We start from the raw sequence: 15,641 nt of genomic DNA, 5'->3' as shown, positions 1-15,641 counted from the left end.
GGTATTTGGCGTGCTCACGATTGTAGCTTCGCAAGCAAAAAGGACAACTGATAAAGTGCAGATAATAGCTAGGCACTACACGACGTAGTGGCATGCTGCCGCGCCGAAAGAATTGCTTCTGCAATGGTCTTATCACCTGGAAGCGTAACTTTAAGATTTTCACACCCCGGATCAACAACCGCCACGTGGCCACCCAACCGCTCAATCAAAGACGCATCGTCTGTGCCAACAAACCCATCGTCAGCTGCTTGCTTATGAGCGGAAAAGATGGTCTCAAAGCGAAAGACTTGTGGTGTCTCTGCATACCAACATGTTGAGCGATCTGGCGTAGAGACAATAACAGGCGTTGTGCTTTTCTCCGAAGCATCCTTAACTACTTTGAGCGTATCAACAGCAGGACGGGCGCAAATAGCGCCATCGAGCTCTGTGTTTGAGCGTATGCAATCTATCACACGCTCAATACCAGCCGGGGTGATAAGAGGCCGCGCTGCATCATGGATGGCAACGAATGGAAATGATTGTTCAGCTAGTTGCTGAGATATGGTCTGCAACCCTGAGAAACAAGAAGCCTGTCGAACAGAACCAGAAGGCGCAAAGAGAACAGGCATCGAAAGCTTAAGCGGGTCCACCACTTCTTTGCGCATCTCATCAATACGCTCTGGAGCACATACCACCACAAGAGCTCCTACGGAAGGAGCCTCTGCAAATGCCTTGAGCGACCAAGCTGCCATCGGAAGGTCGCAAAGAGGAACGAACTGCTTGCCTCGTGCATCTCCAAATCGCTCACCACGACCGCCCGCAACAATAATTGCGCACGTATCTGGAGTCCTTAGGGTTGTTTGGACCTTCACGCCTGACCTCCATGCATACGGGTAAGGCTATCCGCCAGAATAGAGGGGTTGTTCACACCAATATCATCAAGACGCGAAGGATTGTCCTCAATAGCGTCGAGCAGCTCGCGCAAAGAGCCATATTCATCCACGATTTTGTCTGCCATACCTTCTCGTACAACTGAAATGCGAGAAAGGGTACGCAGTCCAAGCGGCGTAATAACACTATCTTCCTTCAGATTCTCACGCCCGAGGATCTTGGCGACGTTTTTGCAATTAAGCGAGGCGTCTGCCGCAAGTTGCGAGAACTGCGACCGAATACGCACCGCTTCCTCACGAGAGGAGTTAGCTGCATAGTCACGAATCATCAGAATGTATTCGTCTTCAACATCGCCTACAAACTGTGAGCGCTGCATCTCGACAGAACGTCCCTCAGCACCCAGCTCAATCACATATCGCCGGAGATCTTTATCGATAAGAAGCAGCAGCTCAAATTGGTTGTAGAGATACGTAATATCACTGAGCGTGACATAGTTGTCCAACTCAAGTGAAGAGAGGCGCAAAAGGCCCCTGTCGAGAGACTGACGCGTGGACTGCAATGTTCCTTGCAGCTGGCTCGTAAGCGTCATGATTTCAGGAACTGTTCTGAGCTGATGTGAACGGCCCCCTATATACAGATTGACTACTTGACGACGTTCAGAGACAGAAATTACTAGCGCTTTTGTTAACAGGCTCATACGCGCCGCCGTTCGATGGCGCATGCCTGTTTCACTTGTGGGCAATGATGGGTCGGGATTGAGATGAAAATTTGCTCTCAATATTTGATTGAGGTCCCCATCTAAAACGACCGCGCCATCCATCTTTGATAGTTCAAAGAGCCTATTGGCGGTAAAAGAAATGTTGAGCGGAAAGCCGTCGTTACCCGCTGCAAGAACATGCTCAACATCGCCTACACATATTAAAGCGCCAAGATGCCCAGCAATGATCATGTCAAGCGCTCGACGCATAGCTGTACCAGGTGCTGTTGCACGTATAGCTTCGTTTATACGAGACTCGATGGAGTTCAATTGTTGTTCGTTTTGTTCTTCCATGCGTCACCCCCATGGTAGTTTCGGGCGCATCAAAGTGCACAGTCACACGCTTAAAAGTATAAAGCCCAAATACTAATAAGGGTGCCCGCCCATAGGACGAACACCCTTATTCATACAACTTAAATCTCACCTAATCTGTCGCCTGCGCCAGATCATTATCACTCACCCCATGTGTATCGGGTGTGGCAGCATCAAGCCCCCAGGATGATTGAGCATGTGGGAGCTCCATATGCTCACGCTCTGTTGGGGCGGGAATCTCGCCTTCACCTTTGCGGAAAATAATCTTTCCATCCTCGGCATCGGCAAGAACAATATCTCCCGTCTTCCAGGCAGCCTGAAGCAATTGTTCAGAAAGCGGATCCTCAATGAGCGTCTGCAGTGCACGCCGCAGGGGTCGTGCACCATAAATCGGATCGGTTCCCTCACGAGCAACCAAATCTTTGGCAGCATCGGTAAGCTCAATCGACATACCCTCAGCAATAAGACGATTGCGCAGCTCGGAGACCATAAGATCCACAATGCCGCGAATCTGCTCGGATGTGAGCGATTTGAATACCACAATCTCATCCACACGATTCAGGAACTCAGGACGGAAAAGCTTCTTCAGCTCTGACATCGCACGGCTGCGAATTTCCACATCAGAGAGGTGACCTACATCAGAACCAAAGCCCATGGCATTAGGCTTAGCAATCTCACGAGCACCCACGTTGCTCGTCATAATGATGACAGTATTTGAGAAGTCCACTTTGCGGCCCTGACCGTCAGTAAGACGACCCTCATCCAGAATCTGCAGCAAAATGTTAAAGACATCGGGGTGTGCCTTTTCAATCTCATCGAAAAGCACTACCGAATAGGGACGACGGCGTACTGCCTTGGTAAGCTCGCCACCCTCGTCATAGCCAACATATCCCGGAGGTGCACCAACAAGTTTGGATACTGCATGTTTCTCCATGAACTCTGACATGTCATAAGAGATAAGTGCATCTTCGCTACCAAAGAGAAACTCTGCCAGACTCTTTGCAAGCTCAGTTTTACCCACACCCGATGGGCCCAGGAAAATGAACGAGCCACCAGGACGACGAGGATCCTTAAGCGGAGAACGGCTTCGACGGATAGCACGTGCAACCCCTGATACCGCTTCTTCCTGACCAATAACGCGCTGGTGAAGCGCTTCCTCGCAGCGCAGCAACTTCGAAGCTTCGGCCTCGGTAAGATTGGCGACAGGAACACCGGTGATATCCGAAACAACATTGGCGATGTCATTATCGTCTACCGTAATAACCTGCTCATCCATGCGTTTATGCCAAGCTTCTTCAAGCTCTACCCTCTTGCTTGCAAGCTCTTTTTCTCTATCTCTGAGATGTGCCGCACGCTCAAATTCCTGAGCGCTTGCAGCTTCGGTTTTTTCCGCTTTTACCTGCGCCAGTTCTTCATCAACCTGCGCGAGCTCCGGAGGAAGCGCCATCTTATGAACACGTGTGCGCGCTCCTGCCTCATCAATAACGTCTATAGCTTTATCAGGCAAGAATCGATCCTGAATGTAGCGACTCGAGAGACGCACAGCAGCTTCAATAGCTGCATCGGTATAGACCACGTGATGATGCTTCTCGTAGCGCTCTTGCAGGCCACGAAGAATACTCACAGTATCGGTGAGCGAAGGCTCATTCACATATACCGGTTGGAAACGACGCTCAAAAGCTGAGTCCTTTTCGATGTGCTTACGGTACTCTTCAGCAGTAGTTGCACCGATTACCTGGATTTCTCCACGCGAAAGGGGTGGCTTAAGAATGGAAGCTGCATCGATAGAGCCCTCAGCGGAACCAGCACCAATGAGGGTATGCATCTCATCGATAAAGAGAATGTCGTTACCCGACTCTTCAACCTCTGTAATAACGCGCTTAAGACGGTCCTCAAATTCACCGCGATATTTTGAACCGGCAACAAGTGCTGCAACATCGAGTGTCCAAATCTGACGGTTTCGCAACAAATCAGGAACGTTTCCAGTAGCTATGAGCTGCGCCAAACCTTCTACGACTGCGGTTTTTCCAACGCCTGGATCGCCAAGAATCAGAGGATTGTTCTTCTGACGGCGTGCTAATACCTGCATCACACGCTCTACCTCGAGATCACGGCCAATCACAGGGTCGAGTTTCCCCTCTTCAGCAAGCTGCGTTAAATTGCGACCATACTCTTTGAGCATTGAGCCTTCAGCATCACTTACGGGTGTGCCATCTGGATTCATACGCACCGTGGCTGGGGCGGGACCCTTAGCATCAGAGCTCTTGTCGATAAGCTCATTAACTGCATTTCGGACAGCATCAGCAGAAACGCCCATGCGGGCGAGCACTGTCATTGCGCTGCCATTGCCCTCACGCACAATGCCCAAAAGCAAATGCTCAGTTGAAATATAGGTCTGACCGTGCGACATAGTCTCACGATAAGAATCTTCTAATACTCGTTTTGCACGTGGCGTAAAAGGAATATGCCCGCCAGGAACTGGCTCCGACTCACCTTTTGTAAGATCGCGAACGGTAGCAAGTGTCTCTTCATACGTTACATCCAGATTGGCAAGTGCCTGTGCAGCAATACCATCACCCTCCTTGATAAGACCAAGGAGAAGGTGCTCGGTACCTACATACATCTGGCCCAAAGAACGCGCTTCCTCTTGGGCGAGCGACATAACCTTACGTGCTTTGTCAGTAAACTTCTCGAACATGCGTTGCTCCATGCTCCAATGATTTATATCTTGCCGCCAAATAAATGGCTCCACAGGGACAAACGTTATACCACAGGTCTCTGTTCTGGCAGTGTTTACCCATATAGGATGTCAATCATACGCTCGAGGTGACGCCGCGTCACAAAAATACAATACGGGCCAGCAGGAAAACCTGTTGGCCCGCACCTTTTTAGCCAAGCAAGAACTTAGTACAGCTTTGCTCCTGCGGGGATACGGTCGTCGACCATCAGCAGGTTGAGGCCTTCATTGCCATTCTCATCATGATGGATGGCACTAATTAGCATGCCTTCCGAACTTACACCCATCATACGGCGAGGCTTGAGGTTGGTAATGGCGATGAGCGTACGACCAACCAGGTCTTCGGGACGATAGTTTGGATGGATACCCGAAAGAATTGTACGATCGCGTCCAGAACCATCATCAAGGGTAAACTGCAGCAGTTTGTCGCTGCCAGGCACCGGGAAGCATTCCCGCACCTTTACCGCACGATAGTCGGAGCGAGCAAACTCGTCGTAGTCGATAAGATCCTTAAACAGCGGCTCAACCACCACGTGAGCAAAGTCAGCGCCTGCGCCGCCCACATTTGCAGTAGTGGAAACAGGCATGGGCGTTGTGGCGGCAGGCACCGTGTGAAGCTCTTCGGCCTTATCTGCAGCCTCCGCTGCCTCCTCGGCACCCGACTCAATTGCCTGCATAGCCTCAATAACACTTGCGAAGAGCTCGTCAAGCTCCATATTGTTGATCTCCGCACCGTGGCGAATGACATCGCGGTCACAGCCGGCAGCAAAGCGCTTATCTTTGAACTTCTTCTTAAGCGACTTGACCGAGAAGTCCATGACGCTCTTGGAAGGACGCATAATTACCGCAGCACCGATCAGGCCTGAAAGCTCATCCACTGCGTAGAGCACGCACTCCATCTTGTGCTCAGGCTTTGGAAGATCTGTATTGAAATCGGAGTTGTGTGTCTGAATGGCGTGAGCCAGACGTGGATTAGCGCCACACTCCTCAAGAATCTCAGCTGTTTTTACGGTATGAACTGCTGGATCGTTCCACTTCTCCCAATCCAGATCATGCAGCAGACCAACCTGACCCCAGAATTCAATATTTTCTGGATCATACTTGCGCGCATAGTAACGCATCAGTGCTTCAACGGTCTTGCCATGATGAATATGGAATTCATCCTGGTTGTACTTCTCAAGCAGCTCGAGCGCTTGCTCGCGGCTCAGACCCGTCTCCAGACGTTCGGAGGCAGCCTTGTGCGTATGTACAACAGGCTTAGCTTCAGGCTTCATGTGTGGGAAGAGAAGCACGTCGCGAATGGAAGGTTCATCACAGAACAGCATGATCATACGGTCAATACCGTAGCCAATACCGCCAGTAGGAGGCAAGCCATACTCAAGTGCGCGCACATAGTCTGCGTCATAATCCATAGCTTCCTCGTCGCCAGCCTCTTTGGCCTCAACCTGTGCGCGGAAACGTCCCTCCTGATCTACAGGGTCGTTGAGTTCGGTAAAGGCATTAGCATACTCATGACCAGCGATAACCAGCTCAAAACGCTCAGTCAGGCGAGGATCGGAAGGAATACGCTTTGCCAGCGGGGAAACCTCAACCGGATAATCGCAAACAAACGTTGGGTTTACGATCTCAGATTCGCACAGCTCATCATAAAGCGAGAAGATAAGACGTCCAACACCCCACTCGGGCTCATAATGCACATCATTGGCATCGCAGAGCTCGCGGAGATGCTCCAGCGGGGTGTCCATATCAACATGCTCGTTCAGGTGCTCTGAGACAAGCTCACTCATGGATGCTGAGCGCCAAGGAGTGGAAAGATCGATCTCAAGACCCTGATACTGAATCTTATCTCCCTTGCCAAGCGAGTGAGCGACAGCACTAAACAGGCCCTCAGAAAGGCGCTTCATACCCTCAAGATCGGAATAGGCACAATAGGCTTCCATGGAAGTGAATTCTGGATTGTGCGTCTGATCCATACCTTCATTTCGGAACTGACGGCCAATCTCAAAAACGCGCTCCATGCCACCTACGATGCAGCGCTTCAGATGCAGCTCAGTTGCAATACGCAAATAGCATGTCTGATCAAGAGCGTTAAAGTGCGTGATAAAGGGGCGAGCATTTGCGCCGCCGAGCGTCTCTTGCAAAATCGGGGTTTCTACCTCGATATAGCCAAGCTCATCTTCCATATAGCGGCGAATTGCAGAAATGATCTTCGAGCGATTGCGGAAGGTCTCCATGACGGCAGGATTGACGATAAGGTCGGCATAGCGCTGACGATACCTGGTTTCCTTGTCAGTCAGACCGGACCACTTATCGGGCAGAGGACGGCAGGACTTGGCAAGCATTTCAAGCTTAGTAGGAGCAACGGAAAGCTCGCCGCGCTTGGTGCGAACCACAGGACCAGTTGCGCCGATAATATCGCCAACATCAAAACGACGAAGCAGATCCCAAGCATCATCGCCTAGCACATCGTGGCGACAGAACAGCTGAATGGTTCCCGTGTAATCCTGGAGAACAAGAAAAGCAATCTTGCCGTGAGAGCGAAGTGCGCGAATACGGCCAGCAACTGAGACAACATCCTCAGTATCTACGCCCGCTTCTAGATCTGCATACTTCTCAGCAAGACCAGCAGCGTGAGCTGTTACTGTGGAGCGCAAAGGATAGGGGTTAATCCCCTCATCGATAAGCGCTTGGCGCTTAGCACGACGAATAGCCCTTTCGTCGTTGATGTTCACAGGTGCAGCACTTGCTGCATTGCCCTGGTGGTTCTCAGACATGCTTCCTTCTTTCTCATATACTCAGCGCGCAAGCGCTTTATTCCTGTCTTTGCCGCCCATAGAAAAAAGCGCGTCCCTCGCGGTTCTGCCGCGGGCGGGACGCGCTCGAAAAAGTGGCAGACACCGTGTTATCGAGTGATATCGATAACTTTAAGAGAGCGTTTTTTGCCTGCAGGAGTTGCGTACTCCACCATATCACCCTTAGAGGAGCCGATAAGAGCGGCACCTAAAGGAGATTCATTAGAGATGCGATGACGAAGCGAGTTGGTTTCAGTAGTACCAACAATGGTGTAGGACTGACGCTTGCCTTTTTCGTCCTCAACCTCAACGGTACTTCCGATGGAAACAACAATATGTGCGTTGGAAGACTCAGAGATGCGAGCAGAGGAAAGAATTGCACGAATTTCTGCTACACGAGCAGCGTTCTTGGATTGCTCCTCTTTTGCAGCATCATATTCTGCATTTTCGGAAAGGTCGCCAAAGTCACGAGCTTCCTTAATGCGTGCAATAATCTCAGCGTCTTTCTCTCCTTCACGCCACTCAAGCTCTTCTACAAGCTTGGCACGACCTTCTGGAGTGAGAATAATTTCATTGTTGTCCATGTACTTAGGCTCCCGTTCGCACTACCTGTTGTAACTCTAAGCCTTATGAGAAGACGTCTTAGACTTCTTGGACTTCTTGTGCTCCACTACAGGAGACTCGTCCTCGTCGTCTTCGTCGTCCTCTTCCTCGTCATCTTCTTCGACATCCTCAACGTCTTCTTCTGGCTCGTCGTCCTCTTCCATACCCTCACGGATATTCTTTACGGTCTTGCCAAGAGAAGAGCCAAGCTGAGGCAGACGCTTAGGCCCAAAAATAATAAGTACGATTACGATGATAAGAAGCAGCTCAGGAATACCGAGTCCTGCTATCATGCTGAGTCCAGCAGTCATGATTACGTCTTCCTCTCGTTGAGCAACAAGTATTGACGAGACATCAAAAATGTCACGTCGCACGCGTCAGTATAGCGGAGCATGACCACATCTCACAAGTTCAGCTCCATAAGTGCACAGGTATTTCAGTATCTTACACTCCACCATCACAGTATTTAAAAATTTGGGTCAATGGTAGGTAACTCTCAATTAGAGTGTGTCTAACATCTAACATATTTCATCTCGATACTATCTTGGAGCGTTTCAATGCCTGTTATTGCAGTACTAGCTGCAGAAATAGTCTTTGTCGTTGTTGTTTTTATTATTGGGAGATTGCTCATTCCACGTCTTCTCGCTTGGCGTGGTGTAAAGCTCGTCCGCAAAACTATGTTTGGACCGGCTTTAATTTTTGATGCTGAAGATGCAGACGGCACTCCCGTACGCCTGCTCAATGTGAATGGCACTTTTCAATCAGTCTGTTATATAGATAAAGATCTTCGTTTTGAGCTGAGCTGCATCTGCCAGCGCATTATGGCGGATGTTATTCGCCTAGCCCATGGACCGGGCAATGCAATCATTTTGGGTGGTGGAGGTTATTCGTTGCCAAAATATTTGGTTGCACACTATCCACACGCTCATATTACTGTTGTCGAAATTGATCCTGCTATGACCAAGATTGCTCGAGAAGACTTTTTCCTCGATGATCTTATTGAGACCTACGACGCGATAGCATCAAATCGCTTAGAGCTTATCTGCGCTGACGGTTGGGACTGTTTACGAAAACATGCCGTTTCTGACGGGGAAGGACCTTATAAGCTGGTCGTAAATGATGCATTTTCTGGCAAGCATCCGCTTGGCCCTATGGCAACTGATGAAGGGGCTCACATTATTCATGAGTGCCTTGCCAAAAATGGGATTTATCTAGCAAATCTCATAGGCACTTGCGAAGGAAGAGGATCTCGCTATACCAAACAGACCCTTGCAACCTTTTCCAAGGAATTTGCCCATGTCTATTTCATTCCGGAACGGCCAAATGAGCCCCATAGAAGATCGAGCAATACGATGGTAGCGGCTGATAAGCCGCTACCAATCGTAGACAATTTTGAGGGCGCATACGAAGTGCAACACAAAGCCTTATGAGGTAAAAACTGCGCTTATCTGCCAAGAAAAGTACTTACTGCAAATCGGTAAACTGCTCCAGAGAAATCCGGCGACCATAGAGGTGCTTCTCCATATCAACGGGTTCTTCGTCGGCATAGCAATAGGCAATACATGGACTGGCTCAATCCCTTCAGGCAGCGATAGAGCCTCTCGCATAGCAACCGGATCAAAATGGCAAACCCAGCAAGTTCCCAAACCAAGATCCGTAGCCTGCATCATCATTTGATCGCACACGATAGTGGCGTCTATATCAGCATGACATTTCTGATCATAACCACGTACCCATGCATCTTCCGTTCGTACGCATACGACAAGTACAAGTGGAGCCCCAAACACAGAGCCATCGCGCTCCATGCGGCCAGTTGCCGCAGCAACACGCGACAAAACCTAAGGCGTATCACATACAGCTACGCGGGTTGGTTGATTGTTCACCGCACTGGGGGCAAGACGACCTGCCTCAAGGATGGCTTGGACCTTTTCGGGTTCCACTGGTGTTTTCTTATAACTTCTCACCGAATGACGTGTTGTAACCAGGTCGGCATAGGACATAGCTAGCCTCCTTATAAGCAGCTTCTAAGCGTTCTGATTTATCTGGGGTTCTACGATACTTAATAAATCGTCTTACCTGTCGATATATTCGGCGAACATAAGCGGAACCGTTATTTCTGCGCCTTAGGGTGAGTAGGGCAAAATATGGATACATTACAGCTCCTACGATGGGTAGAAGTTCCCCTGTAATTGAGAAAGCCCGCCCTCACGTATTACATAAGAAACTGGTGAGTACTATGAAATGTGCAGTGATTTGGGATAGTAAGACCGGCAACACTCAGACCTTAGGCGAGGCCCTTACACAGGATCTTGCAAGTGTGGATGGCATAGAGCTTGTCTATGCTGGCCCGCTACATACTGTCACTGGTTCTGATGCAATATCTAACACTGCTTTCGCTGATACCGATGCAATCCTTTTTGGATTTTGGTGTGATAAAGGAGATTGCACAACCGACGCAGCTCATTTCTTAAGCAATCTCACCCATCAGCGGCTGTTTTTATTTGGCACAGCCGGTTTTGGTGGCTCGGCAGAATATTTCAACCAAATCTTACAGCGTGTGAAATCACATGTTCCCGACACTGTTACCCTGCTTGGAGAACGCATGTGCCAGGGCAAAATGGGGTCTTCGGTGCGCACTCGTTACGAACAAATGCTCAAAGAGGACCCAGACAATTCGCGTGTACGTGCGATGCTGGATAACTTTGACAAGGCGTTGTCACATCCCGACTCACAAGATATTGCTTCGGTTATCTCAGCTGCTCATAAGGCACTGGAACTGTGTTCATCTGAGAGATCTAGCTGTCAGTAGATAATGCCGCGTTGTGCTCTTCCACTACTGAAACATATACATCTTTATAGGTAACATTTGCTTCCGATAATGATTGAGCGAGGGTATGCACGTCTGGCTCCTTATCTACACCAGCAATTTGAACATACAGCTCGTTATCATCAACAGATAGTGAAGTTACCCGATACCCCGCGTTATTCGCCCAGGAAGCCGTTATATCCTGGGCACGTCTTTCCATTTCGCCCGAACGCACAATGCCCATGCTTACATCCATGAAGAAAAGAACGAGCGCAATGGCAGCAATCGCCACCAATGCATACCATGCTGCGCGAGCATCACTTACCGGTTTTTCTTCGCTATGCGGGATAAGACCCATAAGGAGATACACCACAGCACCCATAACTTGAATTGCAATAAAGTTGGCGACAAAAAGCAACAGTGCACCAATTGCCGCTTCTGGAGCTCCCTCATAAATACTTGCTCCAACTACACAAAGCGGCGGAACGATAGAAGCCGAAATGGCAACACCTGGTAAAGCATCAGGAATATCGCTTCGCATAGAAGCAAGTGCTGCCATAAACCCAGCTGCCAACGCAATTATCAAATCAACAAGACGAGGCGAGATGCGTGCCAGCACTTGCGTATTAGCATCCATATCAACAGCAACCGGTATGATCGCAGTAACCCCTATAGAAACCAACACAACGATTCCCATGCCCAGCAAGGTAAGACCAAGGGTGCGAAGAAGATCCCGCATTCGTCCAAGCGCAGTGGCAAGTGCCACGCCCAACATCGGGGACATGAGTGGGGCAATAAGCATAGCGCCAATGATTGTGGTGGATGAATCGGCTGCTACACCCGCAGTTGCGACAACTGTTGCAGCAAGAAGACGCAGAAAGAACATGGAATACTGACGTAAAGGATCGTCCACTTCAACAAATGTTGCCTGTTTAGCTCCCTCAAGAACCTGAGCATCCAGCTCACCGCCCAGGAGCATTTTAGAAAGTTTTGTCATAGCGCCGCCCTTCGTTCATGCGACCACTCGATCAATCTTTCTGCCTTGTTGAACTATCCCTTATAACAGTCAGAAAAACTGTCCCTACAGGAACAGTTCATTCTCTCTGCGACCAGCACAAGCTTTCTTGAGTACAGTGCTCACCGTCGCAAGCATGACAGCGCTCACTGCGCGTGCATTGTGTGGGCACACCGAAACACAGCGCATACACGAGATGCAGCGTTCACTGTCGACCTTGTGACAATTCTCAGCATCAATTGCTTGCACAGGACACGCTTTGGCGCATATCCCGCAGTTAACACACGCTTTGCCTGCCTTGGGCACCATTCCGGAACCGCCAGCCTCCTTATAAGGACGGTTACCTGGGATTGCAGGCGACTCAACTGCTTCTCCTGTTGCACACATTTGTAGGCGCTCAGCAATACGGTCTGCAAAGGATGTAAGCTCTTCAAAATCAGCAGCATCAGGTCGTCCAGCAGCAACAGAGCGAACAATGGAATGCTCAGCGATCGCCGCTACAGCCGCCACAACGACAAACCCAGCTCCGCGCACCACATCTTCAAGTTCAACAAGCGTATCTTCAAATGCACGGTTACCGTACACACATACGAGAATTGCGGTCGCGCCATGGCCGTTTATCTGAGAAAGCCGCTCCGTCGCTGTAGATGGCATGCGACCACCAAACGACGGCACGGCAATAGCCACCACATCATCAGAGGAAATCTCAACCAAATGAGCATTGAAAGCAGGATTTACCAAATCAACAACTTGCCGATCTGCTATATCACAACATTCTGCTAAACGAGCGGTAAGCTTATCTGCGACTTTTTCTGTTCCACCCGTCGGACTAAATACAATTTCAACCATACTCATGACGATCATCCTCTCGCCACTCGGCTTTCCTTCTGAATCTACAGACGCACCGCTCGTATCTGCTCCAAGGTTATCTCGTCAATTATTTCAACTCTTTTTGCTGATAAAGGCCATGAGTTGAAAAACCAAGTTCCTGATAGTATGCGCGCGTGCCAATAGCACTGATCACATTGATACGCTCATAGCCCGCCTCTCGTGCAATCGTGCAAGCACGATCGATAAGCTTGTGTCCAAGACCATGATGTTGAGCTGTCGTGCCCGCTTCACCAACTCGCTCAGCAGTGCCGTACACATGCACCTCACGAATCATGGCTTCCTCAGGCGCAGGCGACAAGCTCTGCTCATCGGCAAGCTGCTCAAGAGCCTTGCGATTTGGTAGAGAAAGGCGTAAGAACCCAACAATCTGGTTCTGAGGCGTCACCCACTGCAGGAAGTATTCATTCGTCACGTTTGTCTGGTAGCTCACTTCCGCCAACTTGAGTTCATGCATATCCACTTTGCTTGTAGCAATCTCACGGAAGCGAATCTCACGCACATGTTCACCTGTATGTGCACAGCGCTCAGCAACACGACGCTCTACAAGTTGGCGCAGGTTAGGCTTCTTGTTGCCAGCCACAATATCACCGGTAGAAAAGTCTCGAATCATACGTGATACGCGACAAAAGACGGGTGTTGTAAGTACGTCTGTTGTAAGCACATCTACCAGATCGTCCTCTGAGTAAGGTTTCCAGTCACCCTTGCGCCAACGACTCATGAGATGAGAGCTCTCGATAAGCGCGCAGGGATAGAGTTTGATTTCGTCTGGCAGAAATGCCTGATTGGTCACAAAGTGCTCGTAGTCGTCTTTATCAGCTTCAGGTGTTGCGCCGAGAAGATTGACCATAAAGTGAGCATGTACTTTAAAACCAAATAAGCGCAACAGGTTAAATGCTCGCTCTATCTGCTCGACACGAATGCCGCGCCCGTTTGCATTAAGAATCTCCTGCCGCGTGCTCTGAACTCCCATTTGGATTTTGGTTGCACCCATACGACGGATACGAACAAGAGCTTCGGGTGTTATAGCGTCAGGACGCGTTTCTATTACGAGCCCAACCACCCGGTGGCGTGCATGCTCGTTGCGCGTATGTTCATACTCAAGATCTGCCCAGGTGGCGGTCTGTGCTTGTGCTGCATCGCAAAAAGCTTGATTGCTCAGGTAGAGACGGTCTATCGCCTGGTTATAGGTAAGCTCACCAGCGCTTACTGCACGCTGAACCTCAGCAATTTCAGCGGCATCTACATCTGGCTCATTGGTCAATGCGGCAAACGTGTGAGCGTCCACGGATGCCTCATCGTTGAGAGCGCGAAAGAGTTCACGCATAAACCAGAGCTGATAGGTCTCCGGATAATCGCTCCATGTTCCACCGAGCACAATGAGCTCAATTTTGTCTGTTGCATGCCCCATTTGTCGGAGAGCTGTTAGTCGTGCAGCCACCTGACGATACGGATTAAAACTTGCCTTCACAGCACGAGCACAGGCAGGCTCATCGGCAAGATAACTCTTGGGACAACGAACATCGCTCGGACAAAAAACGCATGAACCAGAACAAGGCCATGGTTTCGTGATTACCGTAATCGTTGCCACACCGGAGGCAGAACGACGTGGCTTCATACGCAGAACCGCAAGGAGACTCCGTTCAAGCTCAGGTGTAATGTGCCAGCTCTGCCAGAGCTCAGGATCCTCATTTTTGACGCGATGATAGTATGGCAATAAACGGCGCTTGGCAAAGGCGCCTTTGTCCTTGCCAGTACGACGAGCCGCAGCATGCATGAGCTTGACGAGTGTATTCTCGTCCACCTCTTTACCGCATCGCAGCAGCTCCACAATCTGTTGAATAATCTCATCCATAGCCCGATTCTAACGCAGACATTGCAAGCTATGGCACACCAGCTCTGCAAGAATATGAGCTTCCAAAGAAAGCAGCACACAGCCCACGAGTAGCTCGAAATAAGGAAACACATGGACCTCCAGACCGCACACGAACTCATTGAGCTCGACAAACGCTTTTATCACGAAAATGCTCACTCGTTTTCGGCCACTCGACACCGTGCATGGCAAGGATGGGAACATGTTACAAATTTGGCAGAGCAGCTCATGCCCACCGATACCCTCAAGGGAAATAAACCCCTGGTAGTTACTGATGTTGCCTGCGGGAATGCGCGTCTTCTTAGCTTTCTCGAGCACAGATTTCCAAAAGCTTGTCTTCATTACCAAGGCATAGACAACGAGCCCACACTTGCCGAGGAAAATTTCTCAGAACAACACCCCACAAGCCAGGTAACGCTCGCCTACCTTGATATTATCGGCACGCTATTGAACAACGCTACCAACAAGAAGGAAAGCTCTTCTTTAGATAGGGCCATTAAACTTCCTGACATCAAGCCAGCCAATATCGTTTGTTGTTTTGGGTTTATGCACCATATTCCAGGAGATACGCTGCGTGTCGACCTTATGCGTGAACTCGTCAGCGCTGCGCAACCGGGAGGTATTATCGCGCTCTCATTCTGGCAGTTTATGCATGACGCTCGTCTTGCTCAACGCGCCCATAAGACAATGGAGATGGCTCGCAAACACGCGCCTTTCCCTGGATATGATCCCACTTCATTGGACCTCGGCGATTATTTGCTCGGATGGCAAGAAAGTGAATGTTTTCGCTATTGTCATAGCTTCGAAGAGGATGAAATCGATACTCTTGTAAAGAGCCTTGGAAGTTCCGCTCTGGAGTGCGATCGTTTCTCCGCAGATGGTGCCTCAGGCACACTTAACCGCTATGTAGTGCTCCAACGTTCTTAAACGTTCTTAGTAATAAAGCCCGACATCCCACAGATGCCGGGCTACAACTTCATCTCTTTAC

Annotated in this window: 12 protein-coding genes and 1 pseudogene; 3 read left to right on the top strand and 10 right to left on the bottom strand. The window is 49.7% G+C overall.

Annotated elements, in window-relative coordinates:
- Positions 1 to 68: 68 nt before the first annotated feature.
- The 6 genes from ispD to tatA form a co-directional block, all read right to left on the bottom strand.
- Entirely contained in the window at positions 69 to 851 is a 783-nt protein-coding gene (ispD, locus tag ACQY6Y_RS05030; protein WP_428379217.1) for a 2-C-methyl-D-erythritol 4-phosphate cytidylyltransferase, read from the bottom strand.
- Complete coding sequence (gene disA / locus ACQY6Y_RS05025; protein ID WP_428379216.1) at positions 848 to 1,921, bottom strand: DNA integrity scanning diadenylate cyclase DisA; 1,074 nt, start codon at positions 1,919 to 1,921, stop codon at positions 848 to 850. The genes ispD and disA overlap by 4 nt, the downstream gene beginning before the upstream one ends.
- A 130-nt stretch (positions 1,922 to 2,051) precedes the next feature.
- Positions 2,052 to 4,637, bottom strand: a complete 2,586-nt coding sequence (locus tag ACQY6Y_RS05020) for an ATP-dependent Clp protease ATP-binding subunit (protein ID WP_428379215.1) — start codon at positions 4,635 to 4,637, stop codon at positions 2,052 to 2,054.
- Positions 4,638 to 4,843: 206 nt separating this feature from the next.
- Positions 4,844 to 7,450: a lysine--tRNA ligase gene (gene lysS / locus ACQY6Y_RS05015; RefSeq protein WP_428379214.1), complete on the bottom strand. Its 2,607-nt coding sequence runs from the start codon at positions 7,448 to 7,450 to the stop codon at positions 4,844 to 4,846.
- A 128-nt stretch (positions 7,451 to 7,578) separates the two neighbouring features.
- On the bottom strand, positions 7,579 to 8,052 hold the full coding sequence (gene greA, locus ACQY6Y_RS05010) for a transcription elongation factor GreA (protein WP_428379213.1): 474 nt from the start codon (positions 8,050 to 8,052) through the stop codon (positions 7,579 to 7,581).
- 36 nt (positions 8,053 to 8,088) lie between these two features.
- Complete coding sequence (gene tatA, locus ACQY6Y_RS05005; protein WP_428379212.1) at positions 8,089 to 8,382, bottom strand: twin-arginine translocase TatA/TatE family subunit; 294 nt, start codon at positions 8,380 to 8,382, stop codon at positions 8,089 to 8,091.
- 246 nt (positions 8,383 to 8,628) lie between these two features.
- On the opposite strand from tatA, the gene ACQY6Y_RS05000 reads away from it, so the two are divergent.
- Positions 8,629 to 9,501 (top strand): spermidine synthase, encoded by an 873-nt coding sequence (locus ACQY6Y_RS05000; RefSeq protein ID WP_428379211.1) that lies wholly within the window; start codon positions 8,629 to 8,631, stop codon positions 9,499 to 9,501.
- Here the strand turns inward: ACQY6Y_RS05000 and ACQY6Y_RS04995 are convergent.
- Positions 9,496 to 10,071, bottom strand: a pseudogene (locus ACQY6Y_RS04995) (nitroreductase family protein). The gene ACQY6Y_RS05000 and the pseudogene ACQY6Y_RS04995 sit on opposite strands and share 6 nt — an antisense overlap.
- Before the next feature lie 236 nt (positions 10,072 to 10,307).
- On the opposite strand from ACQY6Y_RS04995, the gene bilS reads away from it, so the two are divergent.
- The gene (bilS, locus tag ACQY6Y_RS04990) at positions 10,308 to 10,880 is read left to right on the top strand and encodes a flavodoxin family protein BilS (protein ID WP_428379210.1); all 573 of its coding nucleotides are present in this window, start codon (positions 10,308 to 10,310) and stop codon (positions 10,878 to 10,880) included.
- On the opposite strand, the gene ACQY6Y_RS04985 is transcribed toward bilS, so the two are convergent.
- From ACQY6Y_RS04985 to ACQY6Y_RS04975, 3 genes are all read right to left on the bottom strand, one after another.
- Positions 10,867 to 11,874: a DUF389 domain-containing protein gene (locus ACQY6Y_RS04985; protein ID WP_428379209.1), complete on the bottom strand. Its 1,008-nt coding sequence runs from the start codon at positions 11,872 to 11,874 to the stop codon at positions 10,867 to 10,869. The genes bilS and ACQY6Y_RS04985 overlap by 14 nt on opposite strands.
- Before the next feature lie 84 nt (positions 11,875 to 11,958).
- Complete coding sequence (locus ACQY6Y_RS04980; protein ID WP_428379208.1) at positions 11,959 to 12,747, bottom strand: 4Fe-4S binding protein; 789 nt, start codon at positions 12,745 to 12,747, stop codon at positions 11,959 to 11,961.
- A gap of 82 nt (positions 12,748 to 12,829) precedes the next feature.
- A complete protein-coding gene (locus tag ACQY6Y_RS04975; protein ID WP_428379207.1) occupies positions 12,830 to 14,635 on the bottom strand; it encodes an elongator complex protein 3 in 1,806 nt (601 codons plus the stop codon).
- Positions 14,636 to 14,746: 111 nt separating this feature from the next.
- Here ACQY6Y_RS04975 and ACQY6Y_RS04970 point away from each other — a divergent pair, with 111 nt between their 5' ends.
- A complete protein-coding gene (locus ACQY6Y_RS04970; protein WP_428379206.1) occupies positions 14,747 to 15,580 on the top strand; it encodes a class I SAM-dependent methyltransferase in 834 nt (277 codons plus the stop codon).
- Positions 15,581 to 15,641 lie beyond the last annotated feature (61 nt).

The sequence above is a fragment of the Olsenella sp. Marseille-QA0557 genome (genome assembly GCF_965119725.1).
GTDB classification, from domain to species: domain Bacteria; phylum Actinomycetota; class Coriobacteriia; order Coriobacteriales; family Atopobiaceae; genus Coprovicinus; species Coprovicinus avistercoris.
The sequence above is the reverse complement of the archived record's forward strand: the minus strand, read 5'-3'. Positions and strand labels throughout refer to the sequence as shown.

Coding starts and splice junctions, on each gene's coding strand:
- ACQY6Y_RS04970 (WP_428379206.1), top strand. CDS start 14,747: ATGGACCTCCAGACCGCACACGAACTCATTGAGCTCGACAAACGCTTT.
- ACQY6Y_RS04980 (WP_428379208.1), bottom strand. CDS start 12,747: ATGAGTATGGTTGAAATTGTATTTAGTCCGACGGGTGGAACAGAAAAA.
- ACQY6Y_RS05020 (WP_428379215.1), bottom strand. CDS start 4,637: ATGTTCGAGAAGTTTACTGACAAAGCACGTAAGGTTATGTCGCTCGCC.
- ACQY6Y_RS04975 (WP_428379207.1), bottom strand. CDS start 14,635: ATGGATGAGATTATTCAACAGATTGTGGAGCTGCTGCGATGCGGTAAA.
- lysS (WP_428379214.1), bottom strand. CDS start 7,450: ATGTCTGAGAACCACCAGGGCAATGCAGCAAGTGCTGCACCTGTGAAC.
- ACQY6Y_RS04985 (WP_428379209.1), bottom strand. CDS start 11,874: ATGACAAAACTTTCTAAAATGCTCCTGGGCGGTGAGCTGGATGCTCAG.
- ACQY6Y_RS05000 (WP_428379211.1), top strand. CDS start 8,629: ATGCCTGTTATTGCAGTACTAGCTGCAGAAATAGTCTTTGTCGTTGTT.
- disA (WP_428379216.1), bottom strand. CDS start 1,921: ATGGAAGAACAAAACGAACAACAATTGAACTCCATCGAGTCTCGTATA.
- tatA (WP_428379212.1), bottom strand. CDS start 8,382: ATGACTGCTGGACTCAGCATGATAGCAGGACTCGGTATTCCTGAGCTG.
- greA (WP_428379213.1), bottom strand. CDS start 8,052: ATGGACAACAATGAAATTATTCTCACTCCAGAAGGTCGTGCCAAGCTT.
- bilS (WP_428379210.1), top strand. CDS start 10,308: ATGAAATGTGCAGTGATTTGGGATAGTAAGACCGGCAACACTCAGACC.